The 20,209-nt window shown below is 66.4% G+C and carries 29 protein-coding genes; 18 read left to right on the forward strand and 11 right to left on the reverse strand.

Annotation, left to right across the window (positions count from 1 at the left end; all coding sequences use genetic code 11):
- Window positions 1-11 precede the first annotated feature (11 nt).
- The 10 genes from DL519_RS44540 to DL519_RS44585 all read left to right on the forward strand — a co-directional run bounded on the left by DL519_RS44540 (window position 12) and on the right by DL519_RS44585 (window position 8,335).
- Window positions 12-1,118: a hypothetical protein gene (locus DL519_RS44540; RefSeq protein WP_190824686.1), complete on the forward strand. Its 1,107-nt coding sequence runs from the start codon at window positions 12-14 to the stop codon at window positions 1,116-1,118.
- Window positions 1,115-2,314, forward strand: a complete 1,200-nt coding sequence (locus DL519_RS44545; protein ID WP_190824687.1) for a hypothetical protein — start codon at window positions 1,115-1,117, stop codon at window positions 2,312-2,314. Before DL519_RS44540 ends, DL519_RS44545 begins: the two co-directional genes overlap by 4 nt.
- A complete protein-coding gene (locus tag DL519_RS44550) occupies window positions 2,311-2,871 on the forward strand; it encodes a hypothetical protein (protein WP_190824688.1) in 561 nt (186 codons plus the stop codon). The genes DL519_RS44545 and DL519_RS44550 overlap by 4 nt, the downstream gene beginning before the upstream one ends.
- Window positions 2,872-2,902: 31 nt before the next feature.
- Complete coding sequence (locus DL519_RS44555; RefSeq protein ID WP_190824689.1) at window positions 2,903-3,205, forward strand: hypothetical protein; 303 nt, start codon at window positions 2,903-2,905, stop codon at window positions 3,203-3,205.
- A 19-nt stretch (window positions 3,206-3,224) separates the two neighbouring features.
- Window positions 3,225-3,437, forward strand: coding sequence for a hypothetical protein (locus tag DL519_RS44560; RefSeq protein ID WP_190824690.1), 213 nt, complete (start codon window positions 3,225-3,227; stop codon window positions 3,435-3,437).
- Window positions 3,434-4,348 (forward strand): hypothetical protein, encoded by a 915-nt coding sequence (locus DL519_RS44565; protein WP_223840492.1) that lies wholly within the window; start codon window positions 3,434-3,436, stop codon window positions 4,346-4,348. Before DL519_RS44560 ends, DL519_RS44565 begins: the two co-directional genes overlap by 4 nt.
- Window positions 4,345-4,878 carry a 3'-5' exoribonuclease domain-containing protein gene (locus DL519_RS44570; RefSeq protein ID WP_190824692.1) on the forward strand — a complete coding sequence of 178 codons (534 nt, stop codon included), beginning with the start codon at window positions 4,345-4,347 and terminating at the stop codon, window positions 4,876-4,878. The genes DL519_RS44565 and DL519_RS44570 overlap by 4 nt, the downstream gene beginning before the upstream one ends.
- A complete protein-coding gene (locus tag DL519_RS44575; RefSeq protein WP_190824693.1) occupies window positions 4,875-5,978 on the forward strand; it encodes a glycoside hydrolase family 25 protein in 1,104 nt (367 codons plus the stop codon). Before DL519_RS44570 ends, DL519_RS44575 begins: the two co-directional genes overlap by 4 nt.
- Window positions 5,975-6,298: a hypothetical protein gene (locus tag DL519_RS44580; protein ID WP_190824694.1), complete on the forward strand. Its 324-nt coding sequence runs from the start codon at window positions 5,975-5,977 to the stop codon at window positions 6,296-6,298. Before DL519_RS44575 ends, DL519_RS44580 begins: the two co-directional genes overlap by 4 nt.
- A 117-nt stretch (window positions 6,299-6,415) precedes the next feature.
- Window positions 6,416-8,335: a GDSL-type esterase/lipase family protein gene (locus DL519_RS44585; protein WP_190824695.1), complete on the forward strand. Its 1,920-nt coding sequence runs from the start codon at window positions 6,416-6,418 to the stop codon at window positions 8,333-8,335.
- Between the two features lie 91 nt (window positions 8,336-8,426).
- On the opposite strand, the gene DL519_RS44590 is transcribed toward DL519_RS44585, so the two are convergent.
- From DL519_RS44590 to DL519_RS44620, 7 genes are all read right to left on the reverse strand, one after another.
- Complete coding sequence (locus DL519_RS44590; RefSeq protein WP_190824696.1) at window positions 8,427-8,573, reverse strand: hypothetical protein; 147 nt, start codon at window positions 8,571-8,573, stop codon at window positions 8,427-8,429.
- 215 nt (window positions 8,574-8,788) lie between these two features.
- Entirely contained in the window at window positions 8,789-9,076 is a 288-nt protein-coding gene (locus tag DL519_RS44595) for a hypothetical protein (RefSeq protein WP_190824697.1), read from the reverse strand.
- A gap of 208 nt (window positions 9,077-9,284) precedes the next feature.
- Window positions 9,285-9,422 (reverse strand): hypothetical protein, encoded by a 138-nt coding sequence (locus DL519_RS44600; protein WP_190824698.1) that lies wholly within the window; start codon window positions 9,420-9,422, stop codon window positions 9,285-9,287.
- Between the two features lie 53 nt (window positions 9,423-9,475).
- Entirely contained in the window at window positions 9,476-9,820 is a 345-nt protein-coding gene (locus DL519_RS48170; protein ID WP_223840493.1) for a hypothetical protein, read from the reverse strand.
- 517 nt (window positions 9,821-10,337) lie between these two features.
- The gene (locus DL519_RS44610) at window positions 10,338-10,748 is read right to left on the reverse strand and encodes a hypothetical protein (protein WP_190824699.1); all 411 of its coding nucleotides are present in this window, start codon (window positions 10,746-10,748) and stop codon (window positions 10,338-10,340) included.
- 344 nt (window positions 10,749-11,092) lie between these two features.
- The gene (locus tag DL519_RS44615; protein WP_317891452.1) at window positions 11,093-11,299 is read right to left on the reverse strand and encodes a DUF397 domain-containing protein; all 207 of its coding nucleotides are present in this window, start codon (window positions 11,297-11,299) and stop codon (window positions 11,093-11,095) included.
- A gap of 4 nt (window positions 11,300-11,303) precedes the next feature.
- Complete coding sequence (locus DL519_RS44620; RefSeq protein ID WP_223840494.1) at window positions 11,304-12,110, reverse strand: helix-turn-helix domain-containing protein; 807 nt, start codon at window positions 12,108-12,110, stop codon at window positions 11,304-11,306.
- A gap of 292 nt (window positions 12,111-12,402) precedes the next feature.
- On the opposite strand from DL519_RS44620, the gene DL519_RS44625 reads away from it, so the two are divergent.
- Complete coding sequence (locus DL519_RS44625; protein WP_190824701.1) at window positions 12,403-12,810, forward strand: hypothetical protein; 408 nt, start codon at window positions 12,403-12,405, stop codon at window positions 12,808-12,810.
- Between the two features lie 185 nt (window positions 12,811-12,995).
- Here the strand turns inward: DL519_RS44625 and DL519_RS44630 are convergent, their stop codons facing one another.
- Window positions 12,996-13,421 (reverse strand): hypothetical protein, encoded by a 426-nt coding sequence (locus DL519_RS44630; protein ID WP_190824702.1) that lies wholly within the window; start codon window positions 13,419-13,421, stop codon window positions 12,996-12,998.
- A gap of 292 nt (window positions 13,422-13,713) precedes the next feature.
- Between DL519_RS44630 and DL519_RS44635 the strand changes: the two genes are divergently transcribed.
- From DL519_RS44635 to DL519_RS44665, 7 genes are all read left to right on the forward strand, one after another.
- Window positions 13,714-14,520 carry a helix-turn-helix domain-containing protein gene (locus tag DL519_RS44635; protein WP_223840494.1) on the forward strand — a complete coding sequence of 269 codons (807 nt, stop codon included), beginning with the start codon at window positions 13,714-13,716 and terminating at the stop codon, window positions 14,518-14,520.
- A gap of 4 nt (window positions 14,521-14,524) precedes the next feature.
- A complete protein-coding gene (locus tag DL519_RS44640) occupies window positions 14,525-14,731 on the forward strand; it encodes a DUF397 domain-containing protein (protein WP_317891452.1) in 207 nt (68 codons plus the stop codon).
- A gap of 344 nt (window positions 14,732-15,075) precedes the next feature.
- A complete protein-coding gene (locus DL519_RS44645) occupies window positions 15,076-15,486 on the forward strand; it encodes a hypothetical protein (RefSeq protein WP_190824699.1) in 411 nt (136 codons plus the stop codon).
- Between the two features lie 516 nt (window positions 15,487-16,002).
- Window positions 16,003-16,347 carry a hypothetical protein gene (locus DL519_RS48175; RefSeq protein WP_223840493.1) on the forward strand — a complete coding sequence of 115 codons (345 nt, stop codon included), beginning with the start codon at window positions 16,003-16,005 and terminating at the stop codon, window positions 16,345-16,347.
- A gap of 53 nt (window positions 16,348-16,400) precedes the next feature.
- Window positions 16,401-16,538, forward strand: coding sequence for a hypothetical protein (locus tag DL519_RS44655; RefSeq protein WP_190824698.1), 138 nt, complete (start codon window positions 16,401-16,403; stop codon window positions 16,536-16,538).
- A 208-nt stretch (window positions 16,539-16,746) separates the two neighbouring features.
- Window positions 16,747-17,034, forward strand: a complete 288-nt coding sequence (locus DL519_RS44660) for a hypothetical protein (protein ID WP_190824697.1) — start codon at window positions 16,747-16,749, stop codon at window positions 17,032-17,034.
- Window positions 17,035-17,249: 215 nt separating this feature from the next.
- Window positions 17,250-17,396, forward strand: coding sequence for a hypothetical protein (locus DL519_RS44665; protein WP_190824696.1), 147 nt, complete (start codon window positions 17,250-17,252; stop codon window positions 17,394-17,396).
- A 344-nt stretch (window positions 17,397-17,740) separates the two neighbouring features.
- Here DL519_RS44665 and DL519_RS44670 read toward each other — a convergent pair whose 3' ends face one another.
- From DL519_RS44670 to DL519_RS44680, 3 genes are all read right to left on the reverse strand, one after another.
- Complete coding sequence (locus tag DL519_RS44670) at window positions 17,741-19,405, reverse strand: GDSL-type esterase/lipase family protein (protein ID WP_190824703.1); 1,665 nt, start codon at window positions 19,403-19,405, stop codon at window positions 17,741-17,743.
- A gap of 117 nt (window positions 19,406-19,522) precedes the next feature.
- Window positions 19,523-19,846, reverse strand: a complete 324-nt coding sequence (locus tag DL519_RS44675; protein ID WP_190824694.1) for a hypothetical protein — start codon at window positions 19,844-19,846, stop codon at window positions 19,523-19,525.
- The gene (locus DL519_RS44680) at window positions 19,843-20,157 is read right to left on the reverse strand and encodes a hypothetical protein (protein WP_190824704.1); all 315 of its coding nucleotides are present in this window, start codon (window positions 20,155-20,157) and stop codon (window positions 19,843-19,845) included. Before DL519_RS44680 ends, DL519_RS44675 begins: the two co-directional genes overlap by 4 nt.
- Between the last annotated feature and the right edge of the window lie 52 nt (window positions 20,158-20,209).

A 20,209-nucleotide genomic window follows, 5' to 3' on the forward strand; every position in this document is an offset into this window, starting at 1 on the left:
CCGGTCCACAAATGGCTGTCGCGCTGACCGACGCCGTCCCACTCACAGCGGCGGACGGCATCACCGGCCTGAACAACGGCCGGGACATGCGGAAGTTCATCTCGGGTTTGCTGCTGCCAGACGTCAAGTCCGCGAACCCGTTGGCGGTGCGCAACGGCGTGCTGCCGCACAACTGGGACGTGAGCGGCTGCACGTCGCTGCGGGTGCAGCAGCAGACCACCGCGAGCATGAACGTCGACGTACTCGCCGGGCACCTGGTGTGCGAGCGCACCGGCCAGGGCCCGTATCTGGGCTGGTCGGAATCGACGATCGTGGTGCCGATTTCGACCGCGAACGCCACCAACCCGCGCATCGACGTCATCTTCGCGACGGTCTACGACCAGGCGTCGATCCCGACCGACCCTGGGCACGGCCCAGTCGTCGACGTGCTCACTGGGACGCCTGCGGCGAGTCCGGTTGCGCGGACGGACCTGCCGGATGGGGCGGTGAAGCTGGCCGAGGTCCGGGTCAATGCGACCGTCACCACGATCACCAGCAGCAACATCACCGACAAGCGGATGTCGACCGCGCTCACTGGCGGGGTGAGGTACATGCTGCCGGGCGACTCGGTGCTGGACACGGGCCGCATCGACGGGGAGCTGCGGATCCGCAAGGCGGCGGCGCCGTGGCCGCAGCTGATGGACTACTGGGACGCCACACAGAGCCTGTGGCGGGGCACGATGGGCGCCACGTTCACCCAGACCTATCCGGGCACCCCGGACGGCAACAACAACGTCACCGGCGTGATCACCGGCGCGAACAACACGCTGATCAGCCTGAACATCCCGGATCCAGGGTTTCCGTACCGGGTGATCGCCTCGACGCTGTTCAAGCTCATTTCGATCTCGTCGCCGACGACGATCAACTACTACTGCAACGTCAACAACGGGCCTTTCGCCGGCGCGATCGCCACGGCAGGGCCGGGCGGGGACAACCGGTGTCCGGTCGTGCCGATCGGCGGCACCATTTTCACCGGCGCGAGCACGGTCCGTCTGAAAATCGACGTGCTCGGCGGCGGTAGCGTCACGTGGGGCGCTGACGTGCGTAACCCCCTGACGGTGCAGGTCGTGCCAGCATGACCACGCCCGCTGCCGGCGGTCACCGGTTACTGCTGGCCAACACTGTGACCGGCCAGGTGCACGCCGAGTTGCCCATGGGCAACCAGGTTCCGACGTGGCAGCGGCAGCTGAACAACACCGGCTCACTCACCGCGCAAGTGTCGCTATCCCCTCGCCTGGACGACGACACGTACACCATGCTCACCGAGCCGTGGCGCTGGACCGTCGTCTACGCCTACGGCAACAGCATCTTGCAGGCCGGGCTGTTGACCGGGTTCGACTTCGACGACATGCAAGGGTTCTCGGCGACGGTGCGCACGGCCACGCTGTGGGAGTTCCTCGGGAAAAAAGCGCTGGTGGCCTACTGCGGAGCAGGTCAGTCTGTGACACAGGCCGACGTGATCTTCTCGCCGACCAGCCCCGACCTGGCCAACCGCAGCCTGTCCTGGGGATCGGTGGCGGCGCGCCTGGTGGGCATCTACCTGGCCAACGCCGGCCAGTACGCGCTGCCGATCCGGCTGCCGGACCTGGTCGCCGGGTCGGCGACGGTCACCTACGCCGTCACGGATTTGGCCTACACCGGGCAACGCCTTACCGAGCTCACGCAACAGGATGCCGGGCCTGAAATCGAGTTCGTGTGCGAGTGGAATGACTCGTCGCAGCAGGCGATCGTGTGGCGCATGCGGGTCGGCGAACCGCGACTTGGACAGCTCGGCTACCCGCACGTCTGGGATTACCGGCAGGCATGCCAGTCGCTGAAGACGACGCTCGACGGCAGTCGCCAGGCGTTCGGAGTGATCGCAAAAGGCGCGGACAACCGGACCACCTCCGGGACCTTTACCTACGCCGAAATCTCTGACATGACCTGGCCGGCGGCAGGGTGGCCGTGGATGCAGACCGCCGACACCACGCACCTGTCGGAGACCTCGCAAGCGGTGATCTCCTCGTACGCCACCGGCACCCTGCGGACTTTCATGCCTCCGTTGTGGACGGCGCAGGCCACGATCCGCATCGATGGCCGCAACCCGTCCGGGCTACCGACCGGGTCACCGTCGATCGAGGCGCTCTCTACGGGAGACACCGCGGTGATGCAGGTGCGCGATCACGCGTGGATCTATGACGCCCAGTACGCGTGCCGGATCTTGTCGATCGGCTCCGGGATGGATCCGTGGACAGCGACGCTTGATCTGCAGGTGATGGGGGGTGTGGTCGCATGACGATGCCTTCGATTCCGCCGGGGCGGGCGCCGGTGCCGGCGACCATGCGCACCGAGGTTGCCGCGGTGCGGCAGCGGCTCGATGAGCTGGGGCGCAGCGGCAGCATCGCGTCCACCCCGTGCGGGGATTGGACCGATGACGGCGCCAACGCCGGCGGAACCACCATCTCCAACGGCTCCGGTGGCGGCGGCGTGGGCGTGAAGATCACCGATATCGGTGTGCTGATCGGCAGCCCAGTCGGATGCTCGCTGTCCGCGGGCACGTTCACTCCCACCCGTGCGGGCCGCTGGATGTTCACGTTCACCGTGCAGTTCGTCGGCGGCGCGTCGGCGATGCGCGCGATCTACCTAGCGCTCGGCACCGCCAGCAACACACCCGGCGGGCAGCGGTACGGGCTCAACTCAGGCGTCGCCGACGCCATCTCATCGAGCACGACGCTCACCCTCGCCGCCAACCAACCCGTGTCGATCTACGCAGCGTGCTGGACGACTGGCGGATCGGTGGGGATCTGGCGCGCGAACGGAAACCTGCTGTCGGCCACCTGGATGGGCCTCTGAGCGTGGGCCTCTGAGCGAAAGAGAGCGACCAATGACCGACCCGTCGTATCCCCGCTACGTCGTCCCGCCCACGCTGTGGGCTGCGCAAACGTGGGACGGCACGAACACCCAGCCAGTGGCGGACTTCCTTGCCGCGCACCAGATCAACGCGGGGCTCGCCGCGTCCAGCACCACGCTGTATCTGCTGATGGGCTCCTCGTCGCCGTCGTACGCAGCGAACACGTCGATTGTGCTGCGCAACGACGGCGCCGGCTGGTACGTCGACGCAGCGCGCACCAACACGTCCGGTCTGGTGTCGTACGCGGATTTTTATTCGACTCCCGCCCCTGCCTGATCCCCATGGAGGGCACGTCGTGGGTGACATCTCGACACTGCTCGGCGCGATCGGAACCCTCATCACCGCTGTTGGCGGTGCGATCGGTGTTGTGGTCACCGCGATTCGCAGCGGCAACCGGCAGGCGAAAGCCGCCGCGGAGAAAGCCGCATCCGAGATCGATGACGAGCAGAGCAAGAAGATCGCCGAGCTCGAAGCTCAGTTACGCAAGCTGGCACAGGGGGAACCGTGATCAGTGATCGTGCGAGACAGGCAGCCAAAGACGCCGCCCGTAGTACGTCCCGCCGGAACTGGCCGCTGTTTGCGATGGCGGGCATCGTCGTCGCCGCGGTCGCGGCTTTCGCTGTCCTCTACTTCGTGGACCGTGCAGGGGCGCGTGCGGAGCAGGAGGCGTTGCAGGCGCAGGTGTCTGCGCTTGCAGCGGATGCGAAGGCTGTGGCCGCCCCGCTGGATCAGCTATGTGCGACGGATCAGAGCGTCCGTGATCGTGCTGGCCAGGCGTGCCAGAAGGCGGCCGAGGTGAAGCAGCAAGCGCCACCGGTGCTGGAGCTGGTGCCGGGTGAGGACGGGCGCGGCATCACCTCAACAGCGATCGAGGCCGGGCGCCTGGTCGTGTCGTACACCGATGGCACCCGGCGTGATGTCGGGCAGGTCGTTGGGCAGCCCGGCGCGACGGGGGCGACCGGGGAGCCAGGGCGCGGCGTGGTCGCCACGGTGCTTGACGGCGTCGACCTGGTCGTCATCTACAGCGACGGCGCCCGCGAGAACCTCGGTCGGATCGTGGGCCGCGACGGCGCTCCCGGGCGGGGCATCGCGTCGGTGGACGGCTCTACGGGCCGCCTGATCATCACCTACGACGACGGCACCACGCAGGACGCCGGCGAGCTTCCCCGTGGAGCGCGTGGCGCACCGCCGGCGAGTTGGACGGTGCAGCGCGCCGACGGCTCGACCGAGCGGTGCACCCGTGACGAGGGCAGCCCGGAAACGGCGCCGACGTACTCGTGCACAGCATCCGGCGGGCCGACTGCTCCGCCGACAGAAACCACAACCGAGACCACGACCGAGACGACGACGGTCACCGCCACCCGTCCGCCGCCGGACGAAAACGGCGGGCTGCTACCGACTACCAAGGGGCGCCCATGAGGCACTGGTACGACACCGAGTTCATCGAGGACGGCCGAACTATCGACCTGATCTCGATCGGCATCGTCGCCGAGGACGGCCGCGAGTACTACGCCGTCGTCGAAGACGCCCCGTGGCGGCGGATCAAAAAGCATGCGTGGCTGATGGCCAACGTCGTCCCGCACTTGCCTCAGGGGCACGGGGACCGGCGGCACTCGATCCCGGGTCGGTTGCCGATCGACTTCGCCGATCCGCTGGTCAAGCACCGCAAGCGCATCGCGGAGGAGGTGCGCGACTTCCTGCTACGGGATGGCAAGCCGGAGCTGTGGGCCGACTATGGCGCATACGACCATGTCGTCCTGTGCCAGCTCTGGGGCACGATGATGGACCTCCCGATCGGGATTCCGATGCACACGATGGACGTGCAGCAGGAGGCCGTGCGGCTCGGTGTCACCGAGTTCCCCGAGCAGGACGGCGCGGAGCACAACGCGCTCGCTGACGCCCGCCACACCCGCGTGAAGTGGCAGCACCTGCAGGGGGTGGCGGCGTGATCTGGGGTATCGACATTTCGAGATACCAGGCCGGAATCGACCTGGACAAGGCGCGGGCCGAGGGCTTCGACTTCGTCCTCATCAAAGCGACGCAGGGCAGTTCGTGGGTGGATCCCCAGTTCGCCCGCAACCTCGCCGCCGCCCGCGCCGCGGGCCTGCTGCATGCCGCCTACCACTACCAGGAGGGCAGCGTCAGCGCGGCGGCGCAGGCCGACCACATTGCACGAGTCGTGCCGCAAGACTGCCCGGTGATCCTCGACGTGGAGAAGGGTGGCGGCCCGGCCGCGCTGACTCGGGATCTCACCCAGCGGTTGCGGGACAAGGGCTATCTGCTGCCCTTGTTGTATTTGCCGGAGTGGTACTGGCGCGAGCTCGGCCGGCCGTCCCTGGCTGGTCTGCCGCCGCTGTGGTATTCGCGATACCCCTCCAATCGCGCCGGTAGCGCCTCGGAGGTCTACGCCCGCAACCAAACCTGGCTGGATGGCCTGTGGGGCGGCTACGGGGGTTTGAGCGTCGCTGTTCTGCAGTTCACCGACCAGGGCCGGGTCGCTGGCCGTTCGCCGGTCGACTGCAACGCATTCCGCGGCACCCGCGAACAGCTTGCCGCGCTGCTCGGCGGCTCTGGTGGCGCATCTGGCGCCGTTTCCGCACAGGAGGAGGACGACTTGACCCCCGAACAGGACGAGCGCTTGAAGCGCATCGAGAAAGAGCTGGTCGGCTCGTGGGACGCCAACGGTGTCCCGAAGGGCTGGGGCACCGACATCGGGCCGCGCACGGTCGTCGCGATGCTCGTCGACCTCGTCAACGCACTGTTGGGCGAGCAGCTGTCCACCTATCCCAACAGCAAGATCAAGCTGTCGGCAGTCAGGGCGATCCGCGACAACAACGGCCTGTTGTTCCAGCTTCCGGCGATGATCAACGCGGCCGGGCAGGCTGATCCCGCGAAGGTCGCCGCTGCGCTGCGCCCGGTGCTCGCCGATGTCGTCGGCCCGGTCGTGGCCGAGTCCGTACGCGCAGCGCTCGGCGAGGACAACCAGGCGCAGGCCGACGCGATCGTTACTGAGTTGGCGCAGCGGCTGGCGGGAGGTGTGGCGGCATGAGCAACGTTGAGCTGACCGCGCTGGTCGTCTCCGGACTTGTGGGCCTGGTGATCCCGTGGCTGACCGAGCTGGTCACGCACTCAGCGGCCCGTACCGAGCTGAAATCCGTGGTGACTGCGGCGTTGTCGGCGATTACCGGCGCGGTGTCGACCGTCGCTGTTGTCCCGGGCGCGGACTGGCGGGCGTATCTGCTGGCCATCGGCACGGCGTGGGTCTTCTCGATGCGCACCTACTTCGCCGGTTTCGTCCGGCCGATCGCGCCCAGCAGCGGCATCGGCGCACCGCAGGCGAAGCACGCTGCGCCCGACGCCGCCGAGTAGCACCACGCAGGCCCAGTGAGGCGGAAAGCACAGCAGCCCCCAGTGCCCGATGGCGCTGGGGGCTCTTTCGTGTCTCGCCCCCTGATCAGGAACAACGACTTTGAAAGGACTGCGGACATGGCGGCATCCTTGGCCGGCTCGTGGCAGCCGGTCACCACCCGCTCGACGCTGAACCCGCACTACCTGGATCCGGTCACCGGGGCGCCGAGCCGCGACGCGATCCCACAGACCCCGGCCCGGTTCGGCCGCACCCTGCGGCGGGTGCTGCAACACGGCATCCAGCAGGTTCGCCTGGAGTGGCGCAACGTCTACTGCCAGGTTGACGACCCCGGGGAGGTCGACGGCCCGAACCCGGTGTGGATCCGGGCGTCCATCGAGTACCCGGCTGGGGCATGGCGGCAAGTCAACGGCTCCACCACCTGGTCAGCGACGACGGCCTACGCGGTCGGGGACCAGGTGCTGCACGACGGCGTGCGGTACGTGGCGGGCGCGGCCACGACCGCCGGGCAGTCGCCGGCGGCGGGCGGCCCGTGGCGGCCGGTGCGGTTGTTCCCGGTGACGTGGACGGGCACGACGGACACCGCGACCGTCCAACCTGGGCAGACAGTCATGTCCGACCCGATTGACCTTAGTGATGTGCGGCTGCTGGCAGGGGAGCGGCTGGCGGTGGGCCTGCTCGCCTTCACCGGCGGCGTGGGCAGCATCGTCAGCGGCGCGGATGCGATCGCCGGGGACTTCGTGTGCGACTTCCCGACCGCGCCATGGCCGGGCGCGGCCGACGACTTGGTGGTGCAGCCGGTCACCGACCAGACCTCGATGCCGGTCGGAACGCCGCTGCCGATGCCGACTGTTGTCGAGGGATTGTCGCCCAACCCCAACACCGTGATGGCGCTGGGCGATTCGCTGTTCCAGGGGCTGTACGACTCCGACATCGACGGCGATACCGGCGGGTTCATCCCTCGTGCGTTGCGAGCGACCCAGCACTACCGGATGTCGGTGTCCGGTCAGCGCGCCGATTCACTGTCGTTGCCAACGCAGGTCACGACGTGGCGGGATGAACTGCTCGCCCGGTACAACGTCGTGATCACCGACCTGGGCGGCAACGACGCTGTGCGGTCCGATGGCACCACCGACATCTCGAGCAACACGGCGATGGTGCAGGCCCGCATGACCGCGCTGTGGCGCTACCTCGCGCAGCGCTGCCCGAACGTGTGGGCCACCACGATCACCCCGTGGACTGCGAGCACGGACGGCTGGTCGACGCTGGCCGGGCAGTCGCGGGCGAACCAGATCATGGGCGGCACGAACGGCCTTGATGGCGTGTGGGGACGGCTCCGCACCTGGTTCCGGGATGGCTGCCCGATCCAGGTGTTCGGGCGGACGGTTCGCGCCGGCGAGGGCGAGCACCCGTTGGCCGGGATCGTCGACGTCGGATATGCCATCACCGACCCCGCATCTGGCTGGAAGTGGAAGGCCGGACTAACCACGGACGGGATGCACCCGACCGCGGCCGGCCACCAGCTCATGGCCACGGCGTTGACCCCGTACTTGCCCGCGCTCGCCCGTGGCGGCCGGATCGAGGATCTCCCAGCGGGGTCGTTCGGTGGGGCGTGGCAGTCCGGTACCGGGATGGTGCAGTCCCTGCGGAACACGACTGTGCCGGTCACGTGCCTGTCGTCCACGGTGGACGAGCCGCGAGGCTGTACCTACTCGGCCGGGGTGTTCACGGCGTTGGTTGAGGGGGAGTGGGACTTCGACTGGTCGCTGCAGTGGTGCGGCGGTGATAGCTCGATCCGGTGGGGGTTCCTCGCACCACCGGACTACCTGGCCAACCCGGTGAAGAGGTACGGGGCGCAGGGGGTTGGTGGCTCGGTCGAGGTGTTTTCGGGCTCGGCGACGCTCTGCCTGAAAGCCGGTCAGCAGATGGTGTTGTGGATGTCGTCGAAGAACACGACCGCCGATTCGGCGTTGTGGGGCACGGGCGGGTCCGTGAGCCTTCGGGCATCCTGGCGCGGCCTCCGACGCTCGCAGACCTGACGAAGGGGCTCCCGGTACGTGTGGGTATCGGGAGCCCCCTTTGTCAGGGTTTCGGGTCAGTCGTCTTTCCGCATGGCGCGGGCCTTCGGGTTCAGGGGCGCTCGCTGGCCAAGCGGTCCACAACCTGGGCAAGCCCAACGAGTCCTGCGATATTGAGCTCGCCAACCAAATCGTCATCTTCGAGTGCATCGGCGGCGAGCATGTCCTCGATCTGGGTTATCCGGTCGATGTCCAGCATGCCGTGCATCCTGTGTTGTTCGTCTTCCCATGCCATTGCATCCCTCCAACTTGGGGCCCGGGACAGTTTCAGGAGTTCAGGGCCTCCAGGTGTCGGGCCTTGCGGCTATTGTTGATCGCACAGGCTCGCCCGGTGGTTGGCCGGGTCGGGGTGAGGGTAGAAGATGCCCCGCGGTGTCGTGGTTGGGCCGCGGGGCATCGCCATGTCCGGGCTCTTTAGGCCTTACCTGTTCCGCCGCAGCGGATGCACGGGATACCCGCGCCGTCCGGGTGCTTGCCTGATTCACCGCTTCCTTTGCAGTTCGGGCAGGTGATGCCGTGCAGCGGCCGGGTCGCGATCATCATCAGCTGCTGTGAGCTGACCTCGATGTCGATGACGTCGCCACTGGTGGTGACGACCTGCAGGATCGGCTGGCCAGCATCGTCGGTGAGTGTGACGCGCCGTGCTGTGAGGCGTTGGGCGGTGTTGGTCATCGGAACCCCTCCGGTGTTCTGCAGGCTCATCGGTGCTGATTGCTATCGCCCATGATGGTCGCGCTGTTGATGGGGCGGGATCAGCTGATCGCGTGGTGGCCTGCCATCGCGGGGGATCAAGAGCCCCCGTACGTCGTGTTTGCTGGCCCATTTGCCCGTACAGGCTCCTGATCGTCTTGTTGGCAATCTTGTGCCTCGTGGCAGGTTCGAGGGCTCTCAAGGCGTTCTGCGCCGTCGATCACTCGGTTTGGGGCGCCATGTGGCCGTCGTCGGCGGGGTCTTCTTCTGGAAGCACTGCGGCCAGCCACGAACGCAGGTCGGGGGCCCCTTCGTAGGGCCGTTCGTGGCCGCTCGTCTTGTCCTCGTGGTCAGTCATGCTCGATACATCGGCAGCGTGGCGTGGTGGCCTGACAAGCCTGACATTCGCGGTCAGTCGTCCCGCGGTTCGTCATGCCAGGCGAGTCCGCCGGCCACCATTTCCTCCAGGACCCGCCGCACCGCGTCGATGTCGTCGATCCCGGCGATGGCCGCCAGGTCCTTGGGCGGGTATGGGCCACCGCCGTGGCGGGTGACCACGTTGCGGATCGCATGGGTGATTTCCAGGTCGTGGGTCTGTTGGGCGACTGGCTCCAGCTCGGCGAGCACCTGCTCCAACCACGTGGTGTCTTCCCCGGCTGCTCGACGCTGGGTGATCTCGCTACGTACCGACGCCACGAGGTCGGCAACGACGGTGACGATCCGGGCGATCTCTCGGTCTTGGTCGGAGGGTTCCACGCTTCCAGCCTGCGCTTGCTGTGCCGCTCGGGTGCCAGGGTCGAAGGGCTCCGCCTCGCGCGCGTCTACTTACGAAACTCACCCTCACCAGAGCAGGCCAGCGCCCGACCACGTCCAGAGTTGGCTGCGCATAAGTCTGTTACGTAGGGAACCCCGACGTAGGAGGGGTTTCCTACGTGCGCGGGGGGCGCGGGGGGCGGCGTAGCCCCCCGGTGGTGTTCTTCCTATAAACCAGTGTTCTTCTCCCGGTGGTCTTCTAAAGAGAGCGGAAAAACCTACGTTGGTTTTCCCGCACTGGTTGCGACCTGCCCGAACAGGCGTTTATGCAGGTCGCACCATGTCCGAAAACCCGCACTGGTGTGATCATTCCGTGATCATCGCCGAAGCCTGTCGCATCGTCGCAGGTCAGAACCAGTGCGGAAAATCCGATGTGGTTGCGACCAGTAGGAACGACGAGATGCCAGCGGGCCCCCAACCTAACCGGTTGGGGGCCCGCTTTCGGCATGCTCGGGGCAGTTCAGGCGGCGTCGTCGCCGCGCTCCTTGGCCACCTGCTTCAGGATCTGGGCGACCTCGTCGGGGTCATCGGTCACCCACCAGGTGTAAGGCCCATACAGGCCGCCGATGTTCTTGCCGTTCTTGTCGACGGTCCCGGCGGGGTAGCGGATTCGCTCGCCGCGGTAGACGTAGCCGAACTTCTGCAGCTCCTTGATCGCGCCGTCGATGGCGGTCTTGCCGTCCTTGTTCTGGCGCTCGATTAGGTCGACGGTGATGTCGAAGCCTTCCTTGTGGCTGGCCAGGTTCAGGAACAGGCCCTTGGCCTTCAGGCTCAGTCGGGGATCACGGGCGAGTGCGTTGGTGACAAGCGTGAAGTGGTCGCCAGCCATCCGGCCACGGCGGAGTCCGCCGATGAATTCGTCGCGGGACAACGATGGTCCTTCCCCGCCCGGTGCCAGGTTCGGGTTTGCGACACGTTCCACACCTGGCTAGCGCTGGTGTGGGGTGTACCCGTACCATCGGCACCGAACGATTTGGGTCGTTGAAACCGTCGCCCTCGCCTGCCAAAGCTTGGGGCGGCGGTTTCTTTTTGTCTTGTGACCGGGTGGGTCACCTGATCGAGTAAACCCTACAACATCAACACTGTGAACGGCCGTAGCGAAACGCCCGAACGCGTCAGCCCGCGTGGCACGATGGAACCGGCGACGGCCGCGCCAGAACACAGAGACGCCCCTGGACCACCGTTCCAGGGGCGTCTCGTTCGTTTAGGGCCAGGTCAGATGTCGAACTGGCCGGCCTTCACGCGGCTGGTGAATGCCGCCCACTGCTGGCGGTCCACCGTGAAGTGGCCCAGCTCGCGGGCTTTGGTGTCACGAACGCCCACCGCAGCGTTCGTGATCGCCACCTCCACACACTGACCTGCGCCATTGCCGCCCGAACGGGACGACTTGCGCCAGGAGTTGGCTTGGAACTCCATGCTCATCTCGTTACACCTCCTTTCGGGTCTTCTCGATCAGTCTCGCTGAGTCCTTCGGGCTCAACGCACTCGCCGTCAGGTGGTTCATCAGGTGCCGATGCTGGGTGATGTCGGCAAGCTCTTCGAACCATATGGCCCGGACCAGAGTCTCGATGTAGACGACTCCCGGATCGTCCGGCTGGTCAAAGTCCATGATGGTGAACGGGCCACGCGATGCGCGCATCACATCACCACCGTTCGGCACTACCTGCAGGCTGACGGTCGGCAGGTTCGCCATCTCCAGGAGATGGTCAAGCTGGTCGCGCTTCACCGCATCCGGGGCGTCGTAGGAGGTCAGCGCGAACTCTGTGGTGATCGCCCACAGCTGCACTGGGCATTCTGAGCGCGTCAGGATCTCCTTGCGCTGCAGGCGGACCTGTCGCCGGGATTCCAGCGTCACGTTGGTCACGTGGTCGTTGATGGGATCCATCAACATGTGCACGTAGCCCTCGGATTGCAGTAGTCCGGGGATGATCAGTGGTTCCCACGACGTCACTTGCCGCGCCCCGTCCTCAAGGCCAAGGAACACCTCGAATCCGGTGGGCTGCCTCGCATCCGGCAGGTTGTCCCACCAGTCTTTTCGCTTCAGCAGTTTCAGCTGCTCATCGAACCAGGCGGTTTCGTGCTCGGCGTCGTAGGCACGTAGCAGAGCGAGGATGAGTTTGCGCTGCGGTTGTCGGCGACGGTTCTCCAGGTGGGAGATCGCGCCCTCGCTGTAGCCGGTGGCCTTGGCTGCGGCGTCCTGGCTCATGCCGGCCTGCTTCCGCAGCTTGATCATTTTGAACGCAATGGATCGTTGCAAGACGGTTGGGCTTTTGCCGCTCACGGCCTTGTCTCCCTCGCTGGTTGGTGATGGGAGAAGGGTACGGGCGGGACACGATCGGCGTATCGCATGCGTAAACCCTACCCGGTAGGGTTTACTACTATTAAGGTCATCTTCAATGGTGACCAGCTCACCGTAGACCACCGGCGCGGGACGGTTGACCAGCACCACGAAACCACCAACCAAAGTGCCCGCCCCGCGCCGGTCACCAACCACCAACCACAGTGCAGAGACCCGGAGAACACCAATGAACGACCTGTTCAAGATCTCCGCCACTTCGTCGACCGGCGCCCCCTTCGTCACCAGCGCACCGAACCCGGCCGCCGCGTACGCCGCCGCCCGGATGTTCGCTGACGAGGGCTACATCAACCCGGCCAAGCCGATCGAATGGCAGCTCGTGCCGAACTTCGGGCTGATCGTCGAGTGCTTCGTCCGCATCGACGACGGCCCCACACACCTAGTGCTCCTCGAACCCGGCCAGCGCGTCACCACCACCCTCGAAACCTGCTGCGCCGCAACACTCGAGCTCACCGGCGACAAGGTCGAGGTCACCACCGCCCGCGGCGCACGTGGCATCCCCTGCCCGCTCTGCCACACCACGTGGGCCGCCCGCTTCGACCAGCTCAACGCGCGCATCGCGGCGGTGTCCGCCTGATGGCCGCCGAACCGCAGATCCCGCAGCCGACCGGCGATATCGCGGAGCTGCTGCAGCGCTGGCCCGCTACAACAAGGACACCCCGGCGGACTCCGCGACGCCCGTGGGCTGGTTGCAGCCTGCCGGCAGCTGCCCGCGATATCGCCGGGTCCGGCCTGCGGGGATCTGTGCTGGTTCGGCGGCCATCAGGCGGACCACCGCCGGCGATGCGGCGCGTTGAGCTGGTCGAAGCGGGCGGCCCACGTGGTGTGGCAGACGCGGGCAGGGGATGCCACGTGCGCCGCGGGGCGGTGGGTGACCTCCGACCTTGTCGCCGGTGAGGCTCCGAGTGTTGCGGCGCCAGCACGGTTTCGAGGGGTGGTGGTGACGCGCTGGCCGGGTTCGAGGGGCCAGCAGACTAGGTGTGTGGGGCCGTCGTCGATGCGGACGAAGCACTCGACGATCAGCCCGAAGTTCGGCACGAGCTGCCATTCGATCGGCTTGGCCGGGTTGATGTAGCCCTCGTCAGCGAACATCCGGGCGGCGGCGTACGCGGCGGCCGGGTTCGGTGCGCTGGTGACGAAGGGGGCGCCGGTCGACGAAGTGGCGGAGATCTTGAACAGGTCGTTCATTGGTGTTCTCCGGGTCTCTGCACTGTGGTTGGTGGTTGGTGACCGGCGCGGGGCGGGCACTTTGGTTGGTGGTTTCGTGGTGCTGGTCAACCGTCCCGCGCCGGTGGTCTACGGTGAGCTGGTCACCATTGAAGATGACCTTAATAGTAGTAAACCCTACCGGGTAGGGTTTACGCATGCGATACGCCGATCGTGTCCCGCCCGTACCCTTCTCCCATCACCAACCAGCGAGGGAGACAAGGCCGTGAGCGGCAAAAGCCCAACCGTCTTGCAACGATCCATTGCGTTCAAAATGATCAAGCTGCGGAAGCAGGCCGGCATGAGCCAGGACGCCGCAGCCAAGGCCACCGGCTACAGCGAGGGCGCGATCTCCCACCTGGAGAACCGTCGCCGACAACCGCAGCGCAAACTCATCCTCGCTCTGCTACGTGCCTACGACGCCGAGCACGAAACCGCCTGGTTCGATGAGCAGCTGAAACTGCTGAAGCGAAAAGACTGGTGGGACAACCTGCCGGATGCGAGGCAGCCCACCGGATTCGAGGTGTTCCTTGGCCTTGAGGACGGGGCGCGGCAAGTGACGTCGTGGGAACCACTGATCATCCCCGGACTACTGCAATCCGAGGGCTACGTGCACATGTTGATGGATCCCATCAACGACCACGTGACCAACGTGACGCTGGAATCCCGGCGACAGGTCCGCCTGCAGCGCAAGGAGATCCTGACGCGCTCAGAATGCCCAGTGCAGCTGTGGGCGATCACCACAGAGTTCGCGCTGACCTCCTACGACGCCCCGGATGCGGTGAAGCGCGACCAGCTTGACCATCTCCTGGAGATGGCGAACCTGCCGACCGTCAGCCTGCAGGTAGTGCCGAACGGTGGTGATGTGATGCGCGCATCGCGTGGCCCGTTCACCATCATGGACTTTGACCAGCCGGACGATCCGGGAGTCGTCTACATCGAGACTCTGGTCCGGGCCATATGGTTCGAAGAGCTTGCCGACATCACCCAGCATCGGCACCTGATGAACCACCTGACGGCGAGTGCGTTGAGCCCGAAGGACTCAGCGAGACTGATCGAGAAGACCCGAAAGGAGGTGTAACGAGATGAGCATGGAGTTCCAAGCCAACTCCTGGCGCAAGTCGTCCCGTTCGGGCGGCAATGGCGCAGGTCAGTGTGTGGAGGTGGCGATCACGAACGCTGCGGTGGGCGTTCGTGACACCAAAGCCCGCGAGCTGGGCCACTTCACGGTGGACCGCCAGCAGTGGGCGGCATTCACCAGCCGCGTGAAGGCCGGCCAGTTCGACATCTGACCTGGCCCTAAACGAACGAGACGCCCCTGGAACGGTGGTCCAGGGGCGTCTCTGTGTTCTGGCGCGGCCGTCGCCGGTTCCATCGTGCCACGCGGGCTGACGCGTTCGGGCGTTTCGCTACGGCCGTTCACAGTGTTGATGTTGTAGGGTTTACTCGATCAGGTGACCCACCCGGTCACAAGACAAAAAGAAACCGCCGCCCCAAGCTTTGGCAGGCGAGGGCGACGGTTTCAACGACCCAAATCGTTCGGTGCCGATGGTACGGGTACACCCCACACCAGCGCTAGCCAGGTGTGGAACGTGTCGCAAACCCGAACCTGGCACCGGGCGGGGAAGGACCATCGTTGTCCCGCGACGAATTCATCGGCGGACTCCGCCGTGGCCGGATGGCTGGCGACCACTTCACGCTTGTCACCAACGCACTCGCCCGTGATCCCCGACTGAGCCTGAAGGCCAAGGGCCTGTTCCTGAACCTGGCCAGCCACAAGGAAGGCTTCGACATCACCGTCGACCTAATCGAGCGCCAGAACAAGGACGGCAAGACCGCCATCGACGGCGCGATCAAGGAGCTGCAGAAGTTCGGCTACGTCTACCGCGGCGAGCGAATCCGCTACCCCGCCGGGACCGTCGACAAGAACGGCAAGAACATCGGCGGCCTGTATGGGCCTTACACCTGGTGGGTGACCGATGACCCCGACGAGGTCGCCCAGATCCTGAAGCAGGTGGCCAAGGAGCGCGGCGACGACGCCGCCTGAACTGCCCCGAGCATGCCGAAAGCGGGCCCCCAACCGGTTAGGTTGGGGGCCCGCTGGCATCTCGTCGTTCCTACTGGTCGCAACCACATCGGATTTTCCGCACTGGTTCTGACCTGCGACGATGCGACAGGCTTCGGCGATGATCACGGAATGATCACACCAGTGCGGGTTTTCGGACATGGTGCGACCTGCATAAACGCCTGTTCGGGCAGGTCGCAACCAGTGCGGGAAAACCAACGTAGGTTTTTCCGCTCTCTTTAGAAGACCACCGGGAGAAGAACACTGGTTTATAGGAAGAACACCACCGGGGGGCTACGCCGCCCCCGCGCCCCCCGCGCACGTAGGAAACCCCTCCTACGTCGGGGTTCCCTACGTAACAGACTTATGCGCAGCCAACTCTGGACGTGGTCGGGCGCTGGCCTGCTCTGGTGAGGGTGAGTTTCGTAAGTAGACGCGCGCGAGGCGGAGCCCTTCGACCCTGGCACCCGAGCGGCACAGCAAGCGCAGGCTGGAAGCGTGGAACCCTCCGACCAAGACCGAGAGATCGCCCGGATCGTCACCGTCGTTGCCGACCTCGTGGCGTCGGTACGTAGCGAGATCACCCAGCGTCGAGCAGCCGGGGAAGACACCACGTGGTTGGAGCAGGTGCTCGCCGAGCTGGAGCCAGTCGCCCAACAGACCCACGACCTGGAAATCACCCATGCGATCCGCAACGTGGTCACCCGCCACGGCGGTGGCCCATACCCGCCCAAGGACCTGGCGGCCATCGCCGGGATCGACGACATCGACGCGGTGCGGCGGGTCCTGGAGGAAATGGTGGCCGGCGGACTCGCCTGGCATGACGAACCGCGGGACGACTGACCGCGAATGTCAGGCTTGTCAGGCCACCACGCCACGCTGCCGATGTATCGAGCATGACTGACCACGAGGACAAGACGAGCGGCCACGAACGGCCCTACGAAGGGGCCCCCGACCTGCGTTCGTGGCTGGCCGCAGTGCTTCCAGAAGAAGACCCCGCCGACGACGGCCACATGGCGCCCCAAACCGAGTGATCGACGGCGCAGAACGCCTTGAGAGCCCTCGAACCTGCCACGAGGCACAAGATTGCCAACAAGACGATCAGGAGCCTGTACGGGCAAATGGGCCAGCAAACACGACGTACGGGGGCTCTTGATCCCCCGCGATGGCAGGCCACCACGCGATCAGCTGATCCCGCCCCATCAACAGCGCGACCATCATGGGCGATAGCAATCAGCACCGATGAGCCTGCAGAACACCGGAGGGGTTCCGATGACCAACACCGCCCAACGCCTCACAGCACGGCGCGTCACACTCACCGACGATGCTGGCCAGCCGATCCTGCAGGTCGTCACCACCAGTGGCGACGTCATCGACATCGAGGTCAGCTCACAGCAGCTGATGATGATCGCGACCCGGCCGCTGCACGGCATCACCTGCCCGAACTGCAAAGGAAGCGGTGAATCAGGCAAGCACCCGGACGGCGCGGGTATCCCGTGCATCCGCTGCGGCGGAACAGGTAAGGCCTAAAGAGCCCGGACATGGCGATGCCCCGCGGCCCAACCACGACACCGCGGGGCATCTTCTACCCTCACCCCGACCCGGCCAACCACCGGGCGAGCCTGTGCGATCAACAATAGCCGCAAGGCCCGACACCTGGAGGCCCTGAACTCCTGAAACTGTCCCGGGCCCCAAGTTGGAGGGATGCAATGGCATGGGAAGACGAACAACACAGGATGCACGGCATGCTGGACATCGACCGGATAACCCAGATCGAGGACATGCTCGCCGCCGATGCACTCGAAGATGACGATTTGGTTGGCGAGCTCAATATCGCAGGACTCGTTGGGCTTGCCCAGGTTGTGGACCGCTTGGCCAGCGAGCGCCCCTGAACCCGAAGGCCCGCGCCATGCGGAAAGACGACTGACCCGAAACCCTGACAAAGGGGGCTCCCGATACCCACACGTACCGGGAGCCCCTTCGTCAGGTCTGCGAGCGTCGGAGGCCGCGCCAGGATGCCCGAAGGCTCACGGACCCGCCCGTGCCCCACAACGCCGAATCGGCGGTCGTGTTCTTCGACGACATCCACAACACCATCTGCTGACCGGCTTTCAGGCAGAGCGTCGCCGAGCCCGAAAACACCTCGACCGAGCCACCAACCCCCTGCGCCCCGTACCTCTTCACCGGGTTGGCCAGGTAGTCCGGTGGTGCGAGGAACCCCCACCGGATCGAGCTATCACCGCCGCACCACTGCAGCGACCAGTCGAAGTCCCACTCCCCTCAACCAACGCCGTGAACACCCCGGCCGAGTAGGTACAGCCTCGCGGCTCGTCCACCGTGGACGACAGGCACGTGACCGGCACAGTCGTGTTCCGCAGGGACTGCACCATCCCGGTACCGGACTGCCACGCCCACCGAACGACCCCGCTGGGAGATCCTCGATCCGGCCGCCACGGGCGAGCGCGGGCAAGTACGGGGTCAACGCCGTGGCCATGAGCTGGTGGCCGGCCGCGGTCGGGTGCATCCCGTCCGTGGTTAGTCCGGCCTTCCACTTCCAGCCAGATGCGGGGTCGGTGATGGCATATCCGACGTCGACGATCCCGGCCAACGGGTGCTCGCCCTCGCCGGCGCGAACCGTCCGCCCGAACACCTGGATCGGGCAGCCATCCCGGAACCAGGTGCGGAGCCGTCCCCACACGCCATCAAGGCCGTTCGTGCCGCCCATGATCTGGTTCGCCCGCGACTGCCCGGCCAGCGTCGACCAGCCGTCCGTGCTCGCAGTCCACGGGGTGATCGTGGTGGCCCACACGTTCGGGCAGCGCTGCGCGAGGTAGCGCCACAGCGCGGTCATGCGGGCCTGCACCATCGCCGTGTTGCTCGAGATGTCGGTGGTGCCATCGGACCGCACAGCGTCGTTGCCGCCCAGGTCGGTGATCACGACGTTGTACCGGGCGAGCAGTTCATCCCGCCACGTCGTGACCTGCGTTGGCAACGACAGTGAATCGGCGCGCTGACCGGACACCGACATCCGGTAGTGCTGGGTCGCTCGCAACGCACGAGGGATGAACCCGCCGGTATCGCCGTCGATGTCGGAGTCGTACAGCCCCTGGAACAGCGAATCGCCCAGCGCCATCACGGTGTTGGGGTTGGGCGACAATCCCTCGACAACAGTCGGCATCGGCAGCGGCGTTCCGACCGGCATCGAGGTCTGGTCGGTGACCGGCTGCACCACCAAGTCGTCGGCCGCGCCCGGCCATGGCGCGGTCGGGAAGTCGCACACGAAGTCCCCGGCGATCGCATCCGCGCCGCTGACGATGCTGCCCACGCCGCCGGTGAAGGCGAGCAGGCCCACCGCCAGCCGCTCCCCTGCCAGCAGCCGCACATCACTAAGGTCAATCGGGTCGGACATGACTGTCTGCCCAGGTTGGACGGTCGCGGTGTCCGTCGTGCCCGTCCACGTCACCGGGAACAACCGCACCGGCCGCCACGGGCCGCCCGCCGCCGGCGACTGCCCGGCGGTCGTGGCCGCGCCCGCCACGTACCGCACGCCGTCGTGCAGCACCTGGTCCCCGACCGCGTAGGCCGTCGTCGCTGACCAGGTGGTGGAGCCGTTGACTTGCCGCCATGCCCCAGCCGGGTACTCGATGGACGCCCGGATCCACACCGGGTTCGGGCCGTCGACCTCCCCGGGGTCGTCAACCTGGCAGTAGACGTTGCGCCACTCCAGGCGAACCTGCTGGATGCCGTGTTGCAGCACCCGCCGCAGGGTGCGGCCGAACCGGGCCGGGGTCTGTGGGATCGCGTCGCGGCTCGGCGCCCCGGTGACCGGATCCAGGTAGTGCGGGTTCAGCGTCGAGCGGGTGGTGACCGGCTGCCACGAGCCGGCCAAGGATGCCGCCATGTCCGCAGTCCTTTCAAAGTCGTTGTTCCTGATCAGGGGGCGAGACACGAAAGAGCCCCCAGCGCCATCGGGCACTGGGGGCTGCTGTGCTTTCCGCCTCACTGGGCCTGCGTGGTGCTACTCGGCGGCGTCGGGCGCAGCGTGCTTCGCCTGCGGTGCGCCGATGCCGCTGCTGGGCGCGATCGGCCGGACGAAACCGGCGAAGTAGGTGCGCATCGAGAAGACCCACGCCGTGCCGATGGCCAGCAGATACGCCCGCCAGTCCGCGCCCGGGACAACAGCGACGGTCGACACCGCGCCGGTAATCGCCGACAACGCCGCAGTCACCACGGATTTCAGCTCGGTACGGGCCGCTGAGTGCGTGACCAGCTCGGTCAGCCACGGGATCACCAGGCCCACAAGTCCGGAGACGACCAGCGCGGTCAGCTCAACGTTGCTCATGCCGCCACACCTCCCGCCAGCCGCTGCGCCAACTCAGTAACGATCGCGTCGGCCTGCGCCTGGTTGTCCTCGCCGAGCGCTGCGCGTACGGACTCGGCCACGACCGGGCCGACGACATCGGCGAGCACCGGGCGCAGCGCAGCGGCGACCTTCGCGGGATCAGCCTGCCCGGCCGCGTTGATCATCGCCGGAAGCTGGAACAACAGGCCGTTGTTGTCGCGGATCGCCCTGACTGCCGACAGCTTGATCTTGCTGTTGGGATAGGTGGACAGCTGCTCGCCCAACAGTGCGTTGACGAGGTCGACGAGCATCGCGACGACCGTGCGCGGCCCGATGTCGGTGCCCCAGCCCTTCGGACACCGT

It is taken from the genome of Saccharopolyspora pogona (assembly GCF_014697215.1).
GTDB lineage: Bacteria > Actinomycetota > Actinomycetes > Mycobacteriales > Pseudonocardiaceae > Saccharopolyspora > Saccharopolyspora hattusasensis.